At 72.0% G+C, this 17340-nt stretch carries 16 protein-coding genes; 6 read left to right on the forward strand and 10 right to left on the reverse strand.

What is annotated here, in order from left to right:
• Positions 1-293: 293 nt before the first annotated feature.
• A complete protein-coding gene (locus ACN28A_RS29015; protein WP_421400392.1) occupies positions 294-1364 on the forward strand; it encodes a lytic polysaccharide monooxygenase auxiliary activity family 9 protein in 1071 nt (356 codons plus the stop codon).
• Positions 1365-1524: 160 nt separating this feature from the next.
• Here ACN28A_RS29015 and ACN28A_RS29020 read toward each other — a convergent pair whose 3' ends face one another.
• Positions 1525-2451 (reverse strand): SDR family NAD(P)-dependent oxidoreductase, encoded by a 927-nt coding sequence (locus ACN28A_RS29020; RefSeq protein ID WP_421400394.1) that lies wholly within the window; start codon positions 2449-2451, stop codon positions 1525-1527.
• 264 nt (positions 2452-2715) lie between these two features.
• Here ACN28A_RS29020 and ACN28A_RS29025 point away from each other — a divergent pair, with 264 nt between their 5' ends.
• The 3 genes from ACN28A_RS29025 to ACN28A_RS29035 all read left to right on the forward strand — a co-directional run bounded on the left by ACN28A_RS29025 (position 2716) and on the right by ACN28A_RS29035 (position 6016).
• Positions 2716-3912, forward strand: a complete 1197-nt coding sequence (locus tag ACN28A_RS29025) for an FUSC family protein (protein ID WP_421400396.1) — start codon at positions 2716-2718, stop codon at positions 3910-3912.
• Positions 3913-4093: 181 nt separating this feature from the next.
• Complete coding sequence (locus ACN28A_RS29030; protein WP_421400398.1) at positions 4094-5056, forward strand: hypothetical protein; 963 nt, start codon at positions 4094-4096, stop codon at positions 5054-5056.
• Positions 5057-5062: 6 nt separating this feature from the next.
• On the forward strand, positions 5063-6016 hold the full coding sequence (locus ACN28A_RS29035) for a hypothetical protein (protein WP_421400400.1): 954 nt from the start codon (positions 5063-5065) through the stop codon (positions 6014-6016).
• A gap of 24 nt (positions 6017-6040) precedes the next feature.
• Here the strand turns inward: ACN28A_RS29035 and ACN28A_RS29040 are convergent, their stop codons facing one another.
• The 4 genes from ACN28A_RS29040 to ACN28A_RS29055 all read right to left on the reverse strand — a co-directional run bounded on the left by ACN28A_RS29040 (position 6041) and on the right by ACN28A_RS29055 (position 9003).
• Entirely contained in the window at positions 6041-7333 is a 1293-nt protein-coding gene (locus tag ACN28A_RS29040) for a caspase family protein (RefSeq protein ID WP_421400401.1), read from the reverse strand.
• A 9-nt stretch (positions 7334-7342) separates the two neighbouring features.
• Positions 7343-7717 carry an effector-associated constant component EACC1 gene (locus tag ACN28A_RS29045; RefSeq protein WP_421400404.1) on the reverse strand — a complete coding sequence of 125 codons (375 nt, stop codon included), beginning with the start codon at positions 7715-7717 and terminating at the stop codon, positions 7343-7345.
• 78 nt (positions 7718-7795) lie between these two features.
• Positions 7796-8671, reverse strand: coding sequence for a cation diffusion facilitator family transporter (locus ACN28A_RS29050; protein ID WP_421400405.1), 876 nt, complete (start codon positions 8669-8671; stop codon positions 7796-7798).
• Positions 8671-9003, reverse strand: coding sequence for an ArsR/SmtB family transcription factor (locus ACN28A_RS29055; RefSeq protein ID WP_421400408.1), 333 nt, complete (start codon positions 9001-9003; stop codon positions 8671-8673). Before ACN28A_RS29055 ends, ACN28A_RS29050 begins: the two co-directional genes overlap by 1 nt.
• 202 nt (positions 9004-9205) lie before the next feature.
• Here ACN28A_RS29055 and ACN28A_RS29060 point away from each other — a divergent pair, with 202 nt between their 5' ends.
• A complete protein-coding gene (locus ACN28A_RS29060; protein WP_421400411.1) occupies positions 9206-12964 on the forward strand; it encodes a S8 family serine peptidase in 3759 nt (1252 codons plus the stop codon).
• 68 nt (positions 12965-13032) lie between these two features.
• Here ACN28A_RS29060 and ACN28A_RS29065 read toward each other — a convergent pair whose 3' ends face one another.
• The 5 genes from ACN28A_RS29065 to ACN28A_RS29085 form a co-directional block, all read right to left on the reverse strand.
• Positions 13033-14028 carry a helix-turn-helix domain-containing protein gene (locus ACN28A_RS29065; protein ID WP_421400414.1) on the reverse strand — a complete coding sequence of 332 codons (996 nt, stop codon included), beginning with the start codon at positions 14026-14028 and terminating at the stop codon, positions 13033-13035.
• Positions 14029-14098: 70 nt separating this feature from the next.
• Positions 14099-14410: an NIPSNAP family protein gene (locus tag ACN28A_RS29070; protein ID WP_421400416.1), complete on the reverse strand. Its 312-nt coding sequence runs from the start codon at positions 14408-14410 to the stop codon at positions 14099-14101.
• A 52-nt stretch (positions 14411-14462) separates the two neighbouring features.
• Positions 14463-15125 (reverse strand): arsenate reductase ArsC, encoded by a 663-nt coding sequence (locus tag ACN28A_RS29075; RefSeq protein WP_421400418.1) that lies wholly within the window; start codon positions 15123-15125, stop codon positions 14463-14465.
• Positions 15118-15795, reverse strand: coding sequence for a helix-turn-helix domain-containing protein (locus ACN28A_RS29080; protein WP_421400421.1), 678 nt, complete (start codon positions 15793-15795; stop codon positions 15118-15120). Before ACN28A_RS29080 ends, ACN28A_RS29075 begins: the two co-directional genes overlap by 8 nt.
• Positions 15796-15840: 45 nt before the next feature.
• Positions 15841-16923, reverse strand: a complete 1083-nt coding sequence (locus tag ACN28A_RS29085) for a flavin-containing monooxygenase (RefSeq protein WP_421400424.1) — start codon at positions 16921-16923, stop codon at positions 15841-15843.
• Positions 16924-16983: 60 nt separating this feature from the next.
• Here ACN28A_RS29085 and ACN28A_RS29090 point away from each other — a divergent pair, with 60 nt between their 5' ends.
• On the forward strand, positions 16984-17340 hold the full coding sequence (locus ACN28A_RS29090; protein WP_421400426.1) for an ArsR/SmtB family transcription factor: 357 nt from the start codon (positions 16984-16986) through the stop codon (positions 17338-17340).

Genomic DNA, 17340 nt, shown 5'->3' on the forward strand with positions numbered 1-17340 from the left:
GGCCGGCCCGGGATCCTCCCTTCGGCGTCGCCCGTCGCCCGGGTCGATCGGCGGACGAGGCCGGCGACGAGCGGAGTCCCGTGCCGTGGGTACGGCTGACGCCGTACCAGCAGCGGATTCACATCCCTGGATGCATCCCGTAGGATCACCGCGGGAGCCACCCACCATCGCGGGCAGCGCAGTCGACATGCCTGCGCTCTCAAGATTCTTCATTGTTGGTCGGCGCGTGTTTCCTCGCCGGGCCAGGGCATCCCGTCGAGCGGCACAGGCGTCGGCGGAATGCTGGAGCACAGATGAAAGCCTCACGAAGAGCCCGCCACCTGATCCTCGGCGTGGTCGCCCTGCTCGTCACCGGGTTCACCATGTTCGTTGTCCACCAACCCGGCCCGGCCGCGGCACACGGCTCGGTCACCAACCCGCCGTCCCGGAACTACGGCTGCTGGGAGCGCTGGGGAGACGACCACCTCAACCCCAACATGGCGCAGACCGACCCGATGTGCGCGCAGGCCTGGCAGGCCAACCCGAACACCATGTGGAACTGGAACGGCCTGTACCGGGAGAACGTCGGCGGCAACCACCAGGCCGCCGTGCCGGACGGGCAGCTCTGTAGCGGCGGGCGTACCCAGAACGGGTTGTACGCCTCGCTGGACACGGTCGGTGCCTGGGTCGCGAAGCCGATGCCGAACAACTTCACGTTGACCCTCACCGACGGGGCCCGGCACGGCGCCGACTACATGCTGATCTACATCACCAAGCAGGGCTTCGACCCCACCCGGCAGGCGCTCACCTGGGGCAGCCTGGACCTGGTGCTGCGGACCGGCAGCTACCCGACCACCGGGCTGTACGAGGCCCAGGTGAACGCGGGCAACCGGACCGGGCGGCACGTCGTCTACACGATCTGGCAGGCGAGCCACCTCGACCAGCCGTACTACCTCTGCAGCGACGTGATCTTCGGCGGTGGCGGCGAGCCGACCAACCCGCCGACCAACCCGCCGACCAACCCGCCGACGAACCCGCCCACCAACCCGCCGACGATGCCGCCGACCACCCCGCCGGCCGGCAACGGTGGCTGCACCGCGACGTTCGCCAAGACCAGCGAGTGGTCCGGGGGCTTCGGCGCCCAGGTCACGGTCCGGGCCGGCAACTCCGCCATCTCCGGATGGACGGTGAACTGGACCTGGCCCAACGGCCAGAGCATCACCAGTTCGTGGAACGCGACGGTGACCTCGAGCGGGTCGTCGGTCACCGCCACGAACGTCGGGCACAACGGCTCGTTGAGCGCGAACGCCTCGACCAGTTTCGGCTTCAACGGTTCCTGGAACGGCACGAACACCGCACCAACGCTGAGCTGCACCGCCAGGTGACAGCGGTTCCGTGACGGGGGTGGCACCGGCCGGTGCCACCCCCTTGCGGCGTCTTCCGGAGCCCGTGCCGCGCAGCGGGCAGCCCGGCGGTCGGCACGGCTCACCGCGCCGGCACGCCGGTGCGGTGACCCGGCCGCTGGAGGAGTTGAGCCGGTGGCCGTCAGCCGACCATCTCGGCGCAGGCCCACCACAGCCGGTCGGCCTGCTCCGGGTCGATCGCGTGGTACGAGACCGACGAGGCGAGCTCGGCGTCGTCCGTCGGCAGCACGGTGACCGGGGTGGCCTCCGCGCAGTCGTTGAAGTAGCGGCCGGTGACGCCGTCCAGCAACGGCGACGAGGCCACCAGCACGGAGGTGGCCGCACCCTGCTGCGGGCTCTTCTGGAGATCGGCGCGAACGCCGAGGTCACCGCCGATGTACTGCTGGAGGCCGGTGGCGATCGCCCCGGGGTTGACGGCGTTGGCAGTGATCGCCCGGTCGGCCCAACGGGCGGCGGCGCCGACCGCGAAGAGCGCCACCGCGGTCTTCGCCTGGGCGTACGCCAGCCGGGGATGGTACTCGCGGTGCAGGTAGTGGATGTCCTCGAAGACGACGGGGGAGAGGTGGTGGGCGCTCGAACTGACCGAGACGATCCGGGCGCCGCCGGCCCGGGTCAGTGCGTCCCGCAGCCCGACCGCGAGCAGATAGTGGCCGAGGTGGTTGACGGCGAACTGCACCTCCCAGCCGTCCGGGGTCCGGCGCAGTTCGGGCAGCGCCATCACCCCGGCGTTGTTGACCAGGATGTGCAGCGGTCCCGTCCAGGCGTCGACGAAGGCGCGGATGGACGAGACGTCGGTCAGTTCGAGCGAAGCGCCCCGTACCTCGGGATTCCCGGTGGACGTCGCGATGTCGTACGCGGCCTCGTCGGCGTTGCTGTCCTGAGCGGTCACGGTAACCTGCGCCCCCGCACCGGCCAGCGCCCGGGCCGTCTCCAGCCCGATCCCGGAGGCCCCTCCGGTCACCACGGCCCGCCGCCCGGACAGGTCGGTCCCGGCGACGACCTCGGCGGCGGTGGAATGCCGCCCGTACGGTGTGACGATCCGTTCCATGATCCGTCTCTCGTGATTGGTCGGGGTTCGGAGAGATCTGTCCGGTTACCGCGCCAGCCGCCATTCCCATGATCGTCCGCCCGCAGCGCCTCGAAGCGCCCGACCGCCGCCCGCACCCGGGCAGCATTCCCGCCGGACACCACTTCAAGCCCTCGGCGGCCGGCAGAGGTCGAGCCGTGCCGCAATTGTCGGATTGGCTCCTGTATCCGGGGATCCTCCCTATCGTGGCATCGTGATGTCCGGCAGATTCCCGAGGCGGTGGCGGTGACCGGTCCGCGCCGGCGTCTGGGAAAGGCCCGCGAGCTGCTGGTCGAACGGTGGCGCCAGTTCCGGGCCGTCGAGGTGGTGGTGGCCCAGAGCGCTGTGGCGGCGGCGCTGGCCTGGTTTCTGGCCGCCAGGGTGCTCGGCAACCCGCAGCCGGTCTTCGCCCCGATCGCAGCCATGATCACGCTGGGCATATCGACGGGTCAGCGCCTGCGCCGGGCGGTGGAACTGGTGCTCGGAGTCATCGCCGGCATCGCCGTCGGCGACGGGCTGATCTACGTGATCGGCACGGGCGCCTGGCAGATCGGGGTCGGCGCCGCGCTGGCGATGAGCGTGACGATCCTGGCCGGCGGGTCGGCCGGGGTGGTATCCCAGGCCGCCACCTCGTCGGTACTGGTGGCGACGCTGCGCCCACCGACCGAGGGGATCTACTTCACCCGCATCATCGACGCCATGATCGGCGGCGCGGTGGCGTTGGCGGTGATGGCCCTGGTGCTGCCGGTGAACCCGGTGACCGTGGTGTCCCGGGTGGCCCGCCCGGCCCTCGACGTACTCGTCGAAGGGCTGACGGTGACCGCGCGCGGCCTCGCCGAGCGCGACCAGGACCCGCTACAGGAGGCGCTTGTCACGCTGACCCGGGGCGAGGACAAGCTCGAGGAGTTCTACCAGGTGCTGCCGGAGGGGCGGGAGGCCGCCACGATCGCGCCGCTGCGCTGGCGGGCGCGTGCCGCCCTACAGCACTACATGAAGGCGGCCGAGTACATCGAACGCGCCGTACGCAACGCCCGGGTGCTGACCCGGCGGGCGGTGACCCTGCTGCGCGACGACGAACCGGCGCCGACGGAACTCGTCGAGTCCCTCTGCAGCCTGGCCGAGGCCGCGAAGGTGGTGCAGCGGGACCTGCGCCGGGGTGTCATCCCGAAGAAGTCCACCGACGTGGTGTGCCGGGCGGTGGAGCAGGCGAGCGCCGCCTACCGGCAGGGGCTCGGCTTCTCCGGCAACGTGGTCGTCGCGCAGATCCGCGCCATCGCCACCGACCTGCTCGGCACGACGGGACTGCCGCACGACGAGGCGGAGCGGGAGGTACGCCGGGTCGGCGGTACGCCGGGCGACAACCTGGAAATCGGGAACGGATCCGGCGGAGACTCGGATCCGTCCGGCGGGTCCAGGCGTCCCGACGGTGACACCACCGGCTGACCGGGCGCCGGGCGGAGCTCCGCGCGACGGGCAGGCCGCGGTCGGTCGACGGGACTCCGGGCGACAGGTTCACCCGACGGGACGCCGGGCGACGGTTCACCGGACCTGTCCGGTACGGCTACGATTGGCCGACGGTGAGCGGATCGTCGCGCCGGGCAGTCGGAGAGAACGCGGAGACGCGATGTCGGGGACGTCGCTCGGCCTGACCGCCGTACTGGTGCTGCTCGCGTTCGTCGGGTGGACCGGATACCGGGCGGCCAGCCTCGGCGGCACCTGCCTCGGGCTGGCCGGTGCGGGGTTGGTCCTCCAGCAGACGGTCGGCTGGATGCCCGCCGACCGTGCGGAGTTGTTGAGCTACCAGCTCGGCGCGGTGGTCGTGGCGGCGGCCGTCGCCATCCCGCTCGGTCTGCGCCACCGCCCCGGCGGGCTGGGTGCCGTCGTGGTGGCGGTGGTGCTCGCGGTGGCCTCGTTCGGGATCGCAGGATTCGCCGGGGTCGAACCGCTGGCCCGGGTCGTGCTGGGAGCGCTGGCAGCGGTCCTGCTGGTGATCGCGTTGCACGTCTTCGTGGACCTGCGGGTGCTGCGGCCGTACGCGGCCACCGGAACGTACCTGCCGACCCGCCGGTTGTGGCGGGCGGCGGCGCTGACCGCGTCGGCGGGAGTCATGGTCAACACCGCGAGTCTCCTGGCGCCGTGGCTCTGGTTGGCGCTCGGTCTGCTCTTCCTCAGCTTCGCCGGATTCGTCGTCGCGGTGCAGCTCGCGGCCTTCGCGGTCGTCCTGGTCCGCAACGGCCCGTTCGCGCGGGCGTGGGCTCGACCGTGGTCGCGCACCCGGCAGGTGGCCACCGTCGACCTGGTTCGCTGGGCCGCCTCCGCCGTCGGGGCGCTGACCCTGCTCGGCGTACCGGTGACCCTGTCGGACGTCGTCCGGGCGCCAGCGCCGGTCACGGTCGTACTCCTGGTCGCGGGCGCGGCGTGCGTGGTCGCCGGCGGTGTGACGCTGCGGAGTCTGCTGGACCACGTCGCCGCGCACCGGTACCGGACCGCCGCGCCGGTGGGCCCGGAGGCCGCGTCCGGGCTGCGCGGGCTGATGGAGTCGGAGCCGGTCTACCGGCTGCTGCCCGGCATGACGCGGAGAGAGTGAGGTCTCGTGCGAGACGCGATCCAGGCCGGCACGCTCGTGGTGGTGGCATGGCTGCTGACGAACGCCCTGCTCCGGGGCGACGCCGTCAGGCCGGCGGCGCTGTCGCTGGCGGTGGTGACCGGTGGACTCGTCTGGGAGTCCGTCGATCCCTGGATACCGCCCGAGCTGCGGCCCGGACTGCTGGACTCCGCCGTGACCGTGGTGGGTTCCGCCTCGGTGGCGATCATGATCAGTGCACGTGGTGACGACCGGTGGCGGGCCGGTGCCGCACTGCTCGGCGCGCTGGGCGTCACCGGCGCGCTGCTGCGCTACGACGTCGGCAGGCACGAGTCCTCGCTGGTGATGGCCGCGACCGTGCTCGCCGTACTGGCGGCCGTCGTCGGCCTGCACATCCCACTGACCCGGCACGTCCTGACTCGCGAGGAGCCGCAGGCGGCGCAGGCCGTGCACCGGCTCTGGAGCACCGGGCTGATGTGGTCGGTGTTGACCGCTGTCGGAGTGGTGGCATTGTGGCGGCAGGCGATGCCGGGCTGGGCCACGCTGCTGGTGGCGACCGCGTCGACCGGCGCCGGCATCGCGGCGCTCGCGATCGGTTGCACCGTCGGACTGATGTGGCGCCATCCCGGGTTCGCGGCCGCGTACGCGGTGCCGATGTCACAGACCCGGATCGACGTCCGGGCCGCGATGCTCGGTGGCGTGCTGCTCCTCTCGCCGAGCGTCGCCCTGGCCGGGATCGTGCAGGCGATGGGGGGCAGTCCCGAATGGGTGGGCACGGTGAGCTGGATGAGCGGTGCCGTCGTGGCGGGTGGCACCTGGAACGTGCTGCGGACGATCCGGCGGGAAGCCTTGCGGCAGCGTCGGAACGCGATGGCCGGGCGTGCCTCGGCCGCGGTCCGGGACCGGGCCTCGGAGGAACCCGTCTACCGGCTGCTGCCCGGACTGGGCGGCCGGCGCGACTGAGCTGCCCGACCGCGACCACGTCGGTCAGAGTCTCTTCATCGCGTCCTGCACCGTCCTGCGGTCGACCCCCGGCAGGCGGAGCCGGCGCAGCATCCCGGCCAGCACGCTGCGGGCCTGGTCGCGGTATCCGAGGCCGGCGAGTTCGGTGACCGCGGCGATCTGTTGCCGCACCGGCAACCCGGTGCCGGACAGCCAGATCGCCATCATCAGTCCCCACAGCAGCTCGGGGTCGTGGACGGTCGCGACGTTCCAGGAGTCGACGAGCGCCGACTCCCAGAGACGGTTCTCCGCCACCAGCGATCCGAACTCGCGCATCGTCCGCAACACCTGCGGCACGTCGCCGTCGATCCCGAGGTCGCGCAGGGTTTCCAGGGCGGTTCCGGTCTCGCCGAGATGGTCGAGTTCGGCGGCCATGCGCAGCCGGGCCAGTACCGGCCAGTCGCGGTCCCGGGCGGCGGTGCGGAGTACCAGCCGGTCCCGGGGCTCCTCACCGGCCCGCCGCACCAGCAGGTCGAGATGCCGGAACGGATCCCCCTGCGGTCCCGTCTGCCCAGTGACCGCCTCGGTGTCCTGGTGGGCGGTGTTCCGCACGAGCGCGAGGTCGCTGGCCGTGTCGCTGTGCACCTGTTTCGGCGGCGGCAGACCGTTGCCGCGCATCCGGCGCAGCAGGTGCCGGTACACCGCGTCGACCGAGAGCAGCGGCCCCGCGTCGGCGATGCCGTTGCGCAGCACGTCGATCAGCTCGCCGGTGAAGACCGTGTACCGGGCACCGTCGCGGAACAGCGCCTGCAGGTCGCCGGGTACCGAAGCGAGGGTGTAGGTGCCGGACACCTCCACCTGGCCCAGCAGGTCGGCTTCGGCACCGCCGAGGGCGCGGACCGCCCGTCCGGAGTAGCAGCAGTCGAGCACGAGCACTCTGGTCCGGGCCGGGCTGGTCTGCACCGCCCGGCGGAGCAGGCTGATCGGCAGCGCGGTGTAGTCGACCAGGTCCGGGTCGGTGTCCGCGCAGGCCAGCAGCAGTTCACCGTCCTCACCGATCAGGCCGTGGCCGGAGAAGTAGACGACCAGGACGTCCTCGGCATCCCGGCACCAGGCCGCGACCTGCCGGATCGCGAGATCCCGACTCGGGTCGACCAGGGTGTGACAGGCGTCCTCGCCGAGTCCGCCCAGTCGAGGATCGCGGAAGAGCCGGGCGAGACCGTCCACGTTGCCGACCACCGGCGGGATTTCCGGCAACCCGTGACGGTAGTTGGCGGTGCCGACCAGGACCACCCGGGACCGGTCCGGGTCGGCGAGCCGGAGGTGTCGCGGCGGCATGGCCGGGGATCAGCCCTCGTCCAGGGTGCGGGAGAATTCCGCCACCATCTCCCTCAACGCAGCGATGTCGGCCGACCGGACCCGGTCCGCGTCGATGGTGACGCTCCGGTTGCCCTTCTTGACGGTGGCCGTGATCTTGGCGCCACGGTGCCGCATCCAGACGGACATCGTGCCCAGCAGGGCGGTCAGCGCGCCACCACCGCCGGCGGCGATCGTGATCGTGTCGAGGACGGTGCCCATCTGCCCCGGCCCGGGGTCGCTCCGCAGTAGTCGGGCCCGCCCGGCGAAGTCGTCCTGCTCGCTGAGCCACCGCTGTAGCGACAGCACCTCCTCGAGGCCGCCGTCCACAGTCACCAGGAGATCGGCCGGGGTGTCGACTGCCACCGGCCGACGGTAGCAGTCAGCCGGTGGTCGCGTCACGGACCGGAAGCCGACCGGATCGACAGACGTCATGGCCCGGGGTCAGTCGCGGCAGCAGGAGCAGCCGGGTCGGCAGCCGCATCCCTCGGTGGTGGGCGCCCTGGTCACGGTGAAGTGCGCCCTGGTCACGGTTGAGGATGCCCTGGTCACGGTTGATGGTGCCCTGGTCACGGTTGATGCTGCCCTGGTGTCGGTTGAGGGTGCCCTGGTCTCGGTGGCTGGCGTAGTGGTCTCGCTGGCGGGGGTAGTGGTCTCGGCGACGTCTGGTGGTGGCATCAGCGGGACGGCGCAGCAGGTGTCGCCGCGCCACGCCTCGCGGCCCTCGCGGACCGCCACGGCGGCGATCACCAGTGCGGCGACCGGGTCGGCCCAGGACCAGCCGAACAGGCTGTTCAGGCCGAGGCCGACCAGCAGCACCGCCGACAGCCAGGTGCAGAGCAGGGTCTGCCTGGAGTCGGCGACCGCCGAGCGGGAGCCGAGTTCGCGGCCGGCGCGGCGCTGGGCGTACGACAGTAGTGGCATGACCGCCAGGGAGAGCGCGGCCAGGCCGAGGCCGACGGTGGAGTGGGCCGGCTCGGCGCCGCCGACGAGGGCGCGTACCGACTCGACCGTGATGTAACCAGCCAGCACGAAGAACGAGATCGCGATGACCCGCAACGCGACCCTTTCCCGCGACTGCGGGTCACGGCCGGTGAACTGCCAGGCCACGGCGGCCGCCGAGGAAACCTCGATCACCGAGTCCAGACCGAAACCGATCAGTGCGGTCGACGAGGCGAGGGTGCCGGCGGTGATCGCCACCACCGCCTCAACGACGTTGTAGGTGATCGTGGCGGCGACCAGCAGCCGTACCCGGCGGACCAGTGCGGCACGCCGGTCCGGCGCCGGGCCGGGCGGCCGGAGCCGGACCGGGGCGCTCATCAGCAGCACCCCTTGGTCGTGGCGTCCGGACAGGCGGCCGGGTCCACCGCGAGCACCAGGCCCAGCAGGTCGCCGAGGGCGTGCGCCAGCCGGGCGTCGGCCAACTCGTAACGGGTCCGGCGCCCCTCGGGCACGGCCACCACCAGGCCGCAGCCGCGCAGGCAGCCGAGATGGTTCGACAGGTTCTGCCGGGTGGTGCCGAGCAGTTCGGCCAGTTCGGCCGGATAGCCCGGACCGTCGCGCAGGGCCAGCAACAGTCGTGCCCGGGTCGGGTCCGACAGCGCGTGACCGAACCGGGCCAGCACCTGTCCGTGCGTCAGCGTCGTCTCCACAACGAGACAATACACCAAACGCTGTACTGTCTGCCTCTCCTCGACCTGGAACGGTCGTCGGGAGGCCGCCGGGCAGCGGTGTCCACTTGGTGCCATGTCGCCTCTGCGGCAGCAAAGGGTGATGACCGAGGAATTGTTCCGGCCACAGACTCCGACTGTCGCCCGTTGTCGGCGGCCACGCCAGAGTCGAGGAGCAACCGTCATGTCACCTCCGCTGCGCCGTACCGCTGCCGGGCTGGCCGCCGTACTCGCGCTCACCGCCGTGGGGCCACCGGCCACCGCCGCGCCCCCGCCCGCCGTACCACCCGGCACCGGCTCGCCGGCCGGGACCGGTGCGGCCGCAGCCGGGGCGCGGGTCACCCTGATCACCGGTGACGTCGTCGAGATCTCGCCAGCCGGTGACGGCCGGTCCGCGGCCATGGTCCGGCCGGCCGCCGGACGGGAGCGGATCACCTTCCACACCGTCGAGTCCGACGGCGGGCTGCGGGTGCTGCCCAGCGACGTCGTCCCGTACGTCTCGGCGGGCACCCTGGACGCGGACCTGTTCGACGTCGAGGAACTGATCGCCGACGGGTACGCCGACAACGCCTCGGCCAGCCTGCCGCTCATCGTCCGCTACCAGAACCCGGCCGCCGGTGCCCGCACTCCGGCCGGTACCACCGCCACCCGGCCGCTGACCAGCATCGGCGGCGCGGCCCTGGCCGCCGGGAAGGACTCGCTCGCCGGCTTCTGGCAGACCGTCGGGCAGACCGGCAAGGCCGGCAGGGCCCGCTCCGCCGCCACCGCTCTCGGCGGCGGGATCCGCCAGATCTGGCTGGACGGCCGGGTCCGGCCGGTGCTGGACCGCAGCGTCGCCCAGATCGGCGCTCCGGCCGCCTGGCAGGCCGGCCTGGACGGTGCCGGGGTCAAGGTGGCGGTGCTGGACACCGGAGTCGACCAGACCCACCCGGACCTGTCCGGCAAGGTCACCGCCCGCAACTTCACCAGCAGCCCCGACGCCAGCGACAAGCACGGCCACGGTACGCACGTCGCGGCGACGGTGGCCGGCACCGGCGCCGGGTCCGGAGGTACCCACAAGGGCGTTGCTCCCGGCGCGAGCGTGCTGGCCGGCAAGGTGCTCGGTGACGACGGCAGCGGCCTCGAATCCTGGATCATCGAGGGGATGGAGTGGGCCGCCGATCAGGGCGCGGCGGTGGTCAACATGAGTCTCGGCGGCGGGCCGACCGACGGCACCGACCCGCTCAGCGAGGCGGTGGACCGGATCACCGCCGACACCGGCACCCTCTTCGTGGTGGCCGCCGGCAATGCCGGCGCGGACTACACCGTCGGTACGCCCGGCACCGCCCGATCCGCGCTGACGGTCGGCGCGGTGGACCGCGACGAGTCACTCGCCGAGTTCTCCAGTCGGGGTCCCCGGATCGGGGACGAGGGGCTGAAGCCGGAGATCACGGCTCCCGGCGTGGAGATCGTCGCCGCCCGCGCCGCCGGTACCAGCATGGGCACCCCGGTCGACGACCGGTACACGGCCGCCTCCGGTACCTCGATGGCGACCCCGCACGTGGCCGGTGCGGCCGCGCTGCTGGCCCAGGCCCATCCGGACTGGTCGGCGGCGCGGCTGAAGGACGCGCTGGTCAGTACCGCCCGGAGCAACCCGGACCTGCCGGTCTTCGCGCAGGGCACCGGCCGGGTGGACGTAGCCCGCGCGGTCGGCCAGCGGGTGTTTGCCAGCGGCCAGGTCGACTTCGGCCTGCACACCGACCCGGACACCGCCGCCACCGCGCGCGCCGGTGCGAAAGCGGCGCCGGTCAGCAAGGCCCTCCGGTACACCAACGACGGGCCGACGCCGGTCACCCTCACCCTGGCCGTCGAACTCGAGGACGTGGCCAGCGGGGTGCCGGAGACGGATGCCGTCACCACCGGCTCCGGCACCGTCACCGTGCCGGCCGGCGCTTCGGTGGAGGTGCCGGTCACCGCCGACCTGGCGAAACTGAACCGGGGACTCTTCGGTGGTTGGATCATCGCGACCGGCCCGGACGGCGTGCGGGTCAGCACTGCGATCGGGATCAGCCTGGACGGTCCTCGGCGCACGGTCACCGTCCGCGCGGTCGGCCGGGCCGGCCAGCCGGTGACGGCGCCGGTGCTCACGCTGTTCGGCGACAGCCGGCGTTGGGACCAGCTGGCGTACGTGCCCGCGGGCCAGGCGGTGACCCTCGAAGTCGCCGAGGGGACGTACCTGCTGCACGCGGTGATCGAGGACGGCGACCCACTCGATCACCAGGCCGTTCTGTTGACCGATCCCGAACTGCGGGTCGACGGGAACATCGAGGTGCTACTGGACGCCCGCAAGGCCACCCCGGTCCGGATCGAGACGCCCAAGCCGGCAGAGCAGCAGACGGTGCTGAGCTACTACCTGCACCGGGTGACCGGCACCGGCCGTCGGATCAGCCACGGCGTGATGCACTACGCCAACATCGAGCAGGTGAACGTCACCCCGACGCGCAAGCTGACCAGCGGGGAGTTCGAGTTCTCGTCCCGGTGGCAGCTCGTCGCGCCGATGGTGCGTGCAGAGGTGCCCGGTGTCGCCGGCCCGCTCGACGTCAACCTGCGAAACCAGTCCCCGGTCTACGACGGGACCCGCCGGTTCCCGCTGGTCCATGCCGGCCGGGGCACCCCGGAGGAACTGGCCGCTGTCAGGGCGCGCGGTGCGACGGTGCTGGTCGAGGCCAGGGACGACGGCCCCAGCGAGGAGGAGCTGACCGCGGCGGCGGCCACGGCCGGCGCGGCGGTGATCCTGATCGTACGTTCTGCGGACGCGTCACCGCAGACGATGTGGCAGCCCACCGGAGACCGGGAACCGATTCCGACGCTGGTCGTGGCGTACGACGACGGCCAGCGGCTGATCGCCCAGGCGCGCCGGGGACGGGCGACGCTGGACCTGACCCTGACCACGTCCAGCCCCTACCTGTACGACGTGCTGCATGTGGAACGGAACCGAATCCCGGACCGGATCGTCTACCGGGTTGCCCCGGCCAACTCGACAAGAATCACCACTCGGTACGCCGACAACGGCGGATTCCCCTGGGCAAAGGAGCAGCGGTTCGGATGGCGCCCCTGGCAGACCTATGCATGGAACGACACGACCCGGTTCGTTGCGACACCACAGGAGCGCGAGGAGTGGGTGACCACCGGCGACTCGCTCTGGCAGCACCGGGTAAGCCACGAGTGGTCGTACTGGGACGGTGTGCTCGAGTACGGGATGATCGAGCCAGCCGTCAGTTACGCCGGCGGTAGGGCCTCGGAGACCTGGTTCGGCCCCGTGGTCCGGCCCGCCTCGCCACGCGGGATTCCGGAGTTGGTCTCCAGCCGGGCCGGGAACACCCTCGCGTTGCGGGTGCCGGAGTTCGTCGACGACGACGGCCACGTCACGATCGGTGAGGCGACCCGGGCGAAGGCCACCCTGTGGCGCGACGGGAAGCTGCTGTACGAACTGCCCGACGCCCGGCAGGACGTCACCACCACCGGGCCGGAGGCCGACTACCGACTGGCTCTGACCACCGAGCGCGACGGCGAGGAGTGGAGCTGGGGCACCCGTACCGAGACGGTGTGGCAGTTCCGTTCCGGCCAAGGCTCCGGTGACGAGGCACGGCCGCTACCGCTGTTGCAGCTCGACTACGCGGTGCCGGTGGACCTGACCGGCCGGGCCACCGGGCGGCGGCACACCGTCGGGTTGACCGTCCGGCACCAGGACGGGCACCCCGCCGCCCGGGGGACCAGCCTGACCGCCGAGGTCTCCTTCGACGAGGGTGCCAGCTGGCGGCGGGTCCCGGTCACCGGGCACGGCAACTCCTACCGGGCCGGTGTCCCGGCCGGCCACGGCACGGTCTCACTGCGGGTCCGGGCCACCGACAGGTCCGGCAACGCGGTCACCCAGACCGTGATCCGGGCGTACGGCCTGCGCTGACCGGGCTCCGGGCGGGACGGCGAACCGGTCGTCCCGCCCGGAGCCGGCGCCGTTTGGCGTCCCGCCGGTCAGAGCCAGCCCCGGCGGGCGGCCTGGAACGCCAGGCCGGTGCGGGTGTCCACTCCGGCCAGCGCCATCAACCGCTCCAGCCGGCGCTGCACCGTCCGCCGACTGACGCCGAGCTGCGAGGCGATCGACTTGTCGGGGAAGCCGGCCACGAAGAGCGAGAGCAGGAACCGCTCGCCGTCGTCCAGTGCGTCGTCGGGTGGCGCCTCGGCGAGACCACCCCGCTCGGCGTCCCAGCGGATCGGGGTGGCCCGGTCCCAGTGGCTCTCGAAGAGGGCCAGCAGGGCGTCCAGCAGTTCACTGCGCCGGATCAGCGCGGCGGTCGGCTCACCGACGTCGCGCTCGTCGTCCGGCACCAGCGGGCAGATCGCGGTCGACCGGTCGGCGATGGCGATCCGGACCGGCAACCTCGGCAGACTCCGGGCGTCCTCCCCGGCGCGTACGCTCTCAACGATGCTCTCCAGCTCGCCGGGCGTCTCCAGCAGCGCCCGCTCGTAGATCGCCCGGTACCGCACCCCACGGGCCAGCGCCCCGGACTCCTCGGCGTTCTCCGCGCCGGACATGGCGAGCGGGTTGGCCCGGCAGAACCAGAGGATCTCCACCCGGGCCGACTCCTGTAGGTCACGCAGCCGGTCCCGCAACGCGGCCGTACCGACCACCACCTCCACCAGGTGGTCGGCGTTGCGGCGCCGGACGCTGCTCCGGTACTCCTCGGTAAGCGCGGCGACCGCCTGCCGGGCGGTCTCCAGCGACTCCTGCCGGCGCAGCAGGGTGTTGCCGAGAGCGACGTCCGGCGGCAACGGTTCGAAGATCCGGTCCGGCCCGGGGCGGGCCATCGCGAGTCCCTTGTCCCGCAGGCCGTCCAGCAGCCCGGCGGCCTCCTCCAGCGGCATCCCGGCCTGCCCGGCGAGGTCGGCGGGCCCGGCCGCGGAGAGCCGCAGCAGCATCCGGTACGCCTGCTCCTCCGGAGGCCGCAGCAGGCCGTTGTCGTCGAACATCCCCGTTCCCTCTACTTCCCCGTCGACCCGGTCGCCCCACGAAACGGGGGAGCCGCCCGGGAGATGCCCGTCAGTCCGTCGGCAGGAGCGGGCGCATGAAGGTCCGCTCGTACCGGAGGACACAGCCGGAGTCCTCGCGGATCCGGTCGGCCGCGACGAACTCGGGGTCGACGCCGAAAAGGGCCCGGTAGCGCTCGTAGGCCGCCAGGCTCTCGAAGCTGAACAGCGCTTCGGCCCGGTCGCTCGCGCCCTCGGCGGGCAGGAAGTAGCCGTGGTGCACACCGCCGTGCCTGGCGACCAGGCGCATCCAGGTGCGGGCGAACCGTTCGAACGCGTCGATCTGCGCGGGGTCGATGGTGTAGTGCACGACGCAGGTGATCATGCTGGTACGGTACGCCGACACCCGTCCCGAGCAGGCACGCCCTGGCCGGCGGTCAGTGCCCCGCGGGTACGCCGAGCTGGTCGAGCAGGTGTCGGACGCGGCGTTCGATCTCGTCGCGGACGGGACGGACCCGTTCGGTGGTCCCGCCGGCGGGGTCGTCGAGGTCCCAGTTCTCGTAGCGGGTGCCGGGGAAGATCGGACACGCGTCGCCGCAGCCCATGGTGACCACGACATCGGCGGCCCGGACCACCTCGGCGGTCCACGGCTTCGGGTACTCGGTGGAAATGTCGATGCCGCGTTCGGCCATCGCGGCGACCGCGGCGGGGTTGACCTCGGTGCCCGGCTCGGAGCCGCCGGACCAGGCGACGGCGCGGTCGCCGGCGAGGTGCTGGAAGAAGCCGAGGGCCATCTGGCTGCGTCCGGCGTTGTGGACGCAGAGGAACAGCACGACCGGCCGGCCGTCCTGGTGCAGACCCTCGACCCGGGCCAGCGCGTGCAGCCGCTGTCGGGCGAACCGTTCGGCGAGGAGCGGGAGGAAGTGCGGAACGGTGCTGGCCAGGGCGAACTGGTCGTAACTGGTGTGCAGGAACCGTTCGACCGTCTCAATTCCGTAGACCCCGGCGAACTCGTCGGCGAGTCGTACGGCGGCGGTGCGCAGGGCAAGTTGCTGGTCGATCGAGATGTCGGGGCGGCGATGCGTGGTGAGGTCAGTCACGGTCTTCTCCCGGAAGCAGGATGGAGGCCAGCCGCTCGACGCGGGTGGCGATGTCGGCGAACGCCGACTCGAACGCGTCGTCGGTGTCGGCTCGTGCGGGATCCGGCACCGACCAGTGCAGTCGCGGTCGGGCGCCAGTGGGCAGGTGCTCGTGTGCGTTGTCGCAGACCGCGATGACGAGGTCGTCCTCGCGGACCAGATCATCGACATGTGTGGTGCGGGTCGGAGCCAGGCGCAGGCCGTGGCGGCGGGCGACCCGCAGCGCCCGGGGATGGACCCGCTCGGCCGGTTCGGTGCCCGCCGACGCCGCCGGCACCCGGCTGTGGCCGGCCCACAGCGCGGCGGCCAGTTGCGAGCGGGCGGAGTTGTGTGTGCAGACGAACACCACCCGGACGGCCTCCGGTGCGGGCGGTGCCGAGATCACCGACAGGGTTTCCGGGACGAGTCGCAGGTAGCTGCGTCGTCGGTCACCCTCGGACCGGCTCCGGGCGACGAGGCCGCTGTCCTGCAACACCTTCAGGTGGTGGGCGACCAGATTGGTCGGCATCCGCAGGGCCTCGCCGACCTCGCCGGGGGAGGCGTCGCCGAGCGTGAGGATGTCGACGATCGCCAACCGGGCCGGGTCGCCCAACGCGGCGTGCACCCGGGCCCGGAAGTCCAGAGAAGACATCTCAGCGTTCATTGACTCAATGATTGCTGAGCTACTTCGTTTCTGTCAACGGCTGACCGACGCCGTGGTGCCACCGACATGGGCCGCCAGGGGCCCCATGACGTACTCGGCGTCGCGCGCCACGCCCCGCAGGGTGTTGGAGGAGAACGAGCGTTGGAACTCCAGCCCGACGTACGCCAGCCCGGGATGGGTCGTCGAGACGCCTGCGGCATGCCGGGGTGATCCGGACGGATCCAGTGCGCCGAGGGGGCGCAGATAGTCCAGGTGTGGCCGGTAACCGGTTGCGAAGATCACCGCGTCGACGGCCTCCGACGTGCCGTCCGGCCACTGCACGCCCTCGGGGGTGAACGCGGTGAACATCGGCCGCCGGGTGAACAGCCCGTCGGTCATCGCCGCACGGTAGGCGCCGGTGTCGAGTACCGGCGTCCGGTCGACGAGGCGGGCCAGCCATGCCTGCGGCAGCGCGTCGAACCTGGTGACCCTGAGCCAGTGGTGCAGATCGCGGCCCAGGAAGACCTGTGGGACGAAGCGGACCGGCTGCCGGGTCGCGAGCGTCACCGCCGCGACCTCGGCCAGCTCGTAGCCGACCTGGACCGCCGAGTTGCTGCCGCCGACCACCACTACCCGCTTCCCGGTGAACGGCTTCGGGTCACGGTAGGCCGCCACGTGCAGCACCTCACCTCCGAAGTCCTCCTGGCCGGCCAGTACGGGCAGATACGGGTTGCCGAACGAACCGCTGGCAGCCACCACCCCGGCAGCCTCGACCTGCTGCCCGTCGGCGGTCCGCACCGCGAACCCGGCACCACGTCCCCGCTGCACCGCCTCGACCCGTACGCCTGGGTGGATCTCCACGCCCAGCGCGGCGGCGTACCGCTGGAGATAGGCCACCACCTCGTCCCGTCCCGGATAGCGGTCGGGGTCACCCGGGAACGGCAGGTCCGGCAGGCCGCTGTACCGGGCGGGGGAGAACAGGGTGAGGCTGTCGTAGTAGTGGGACCAGGAGCCGGTGGTCCGGTCGCCTGCTTCGAGGACCAGGGGACGCAGCCCGGCGCGCTGTGCGGCTCGGGCAGCCGCCAGCCCTGACTGGCCCGCGCCGATGATGACCACGGGCAGTGATTCGATGCTCATGTGACGATCATATCGTCATTTCGCGTAATGGCGATATGACTCTTGTCCTAGGGTGGGGACATGCGTGCACCAGCCGACGGTGACGAGGACGCCTCCTCGTCCGGATGCCGTGGCCCGCAGGACCCGGGTCCGGCCGAGCTGTCAGAGCAGACCGGCGAGTTCCTCAGGGCCCTGGCCAGTACGTCACGTCAGCGCATAATGATGCTGTTCGCCCAGGGCGCCGAACTGTCGGTCGGCGAGGTCGCCGAACGGGCCGGCATCGGACAGTCGACCGCGTCGGAGCAGTTGACGCTGCTGCGTCGCGGCGGCATCCTCACCTCCCGCCGGGACGGCAAGATCGTTCTCTATCGCGCAGATCGGGCCGGCGTGCTGGAGGCGATCGACAACCTCCGGTCGTATCTGCTCACCTGCTGCTGA

Origin of the sequence: Plantactinospora sp. WMMB782 (assembly GCF_049179135.1) — a bacterium.
Classification (GTDB): domain Bacteria; phylum Actinomycetota; class Actinomycetes; order Mycobacteriales; family Micromonosporaceae; genus Plantactinospora.

Excerpts from the sequence above, each read along its gene's own strand:
- ACN28A_RS29050 (WP_421400405.1), bottom strand. The coding sequence starts at position 8,671 with ATGAGCGCCCCGGTCCGGCTCCGGCCGCCCGGCCCGGCGCCGGACCGG.
- ACN28A_RS29040 (WP_421400401.1), bottom strand. The coding sequence starts at position 7,333 with ATGCCGCCGCGACACCTCCGGCTCGCCGACCCGGACCGGTCCCGGGTG.
- ACN28A_RS29065 (WP_421400414.1), bottom strand. The coding sequence starts at position 14,028 with ATGTTCGACGACAACGGCCTGCTGCGGCCTCCGGAGGAGCAGGCGTAC.
- ACN28A_RS29030 (WP_421400398.1), top strand. The coding sequence starts at position 4,094 with ATGTCGGGGACGTCGCTCGGCCTGACCGCCGTACTGGTGCTGCTCGCG.
- ACN28A_RS29070 (WP_421400416.1), bottom strand. The coding sequence starts at position 14,410 with ATGATCACCTGCGTCGTGCACTACACCATCGACCCCGCGCAGATCGAC.
- ACN28A_RS29085 (WP_421400424.1), bottom strand. The coding sequence starts at position 16,923 with ATGAGCATCGAATCACTGCCCGTGGTCATCATCGGCGCGGGCCAGTCA.
- ACN28A_RS29060 (WP_421400411.1), top strand. The coding sequence starts at position 9,206 with ATGTCACCTCCGCTGCGCCGTACCGCTGCCGGGCTGGCCGCCGTACTC.
- ACN28A_RS29015 (WP_421400392.1), top strand. The coding sequence starts at position 294 with ATGAAAGCCTCACGAAGAGCCCGCCACCTGATCCTCGGCGTGGTCGCC.
- ACN28A_RS29020 (WP_421400394.1), bottom strand. The coding sequence starts at position 2,451 with ATGGAACGGATCGTCACACCGTACGGGCGGCATTCCACCGCCGCCGAG.
- ACN28A_RS29080 (WP_421400421.1), bottom strand. The coding sequence starts at position 15,795 with ATGTCTTCTCTGGACTTCCGGGCCCGGGTGCACGCCGCGTTGGGCGAC.
- ACN28A_RS29090 (WP_421400426.1), top strand. The coding sequence starts at position 16,984 with ATGCGTGCACCAGCCGACGGTGACGAGGACGCCTCCTCGTCCGGATGC.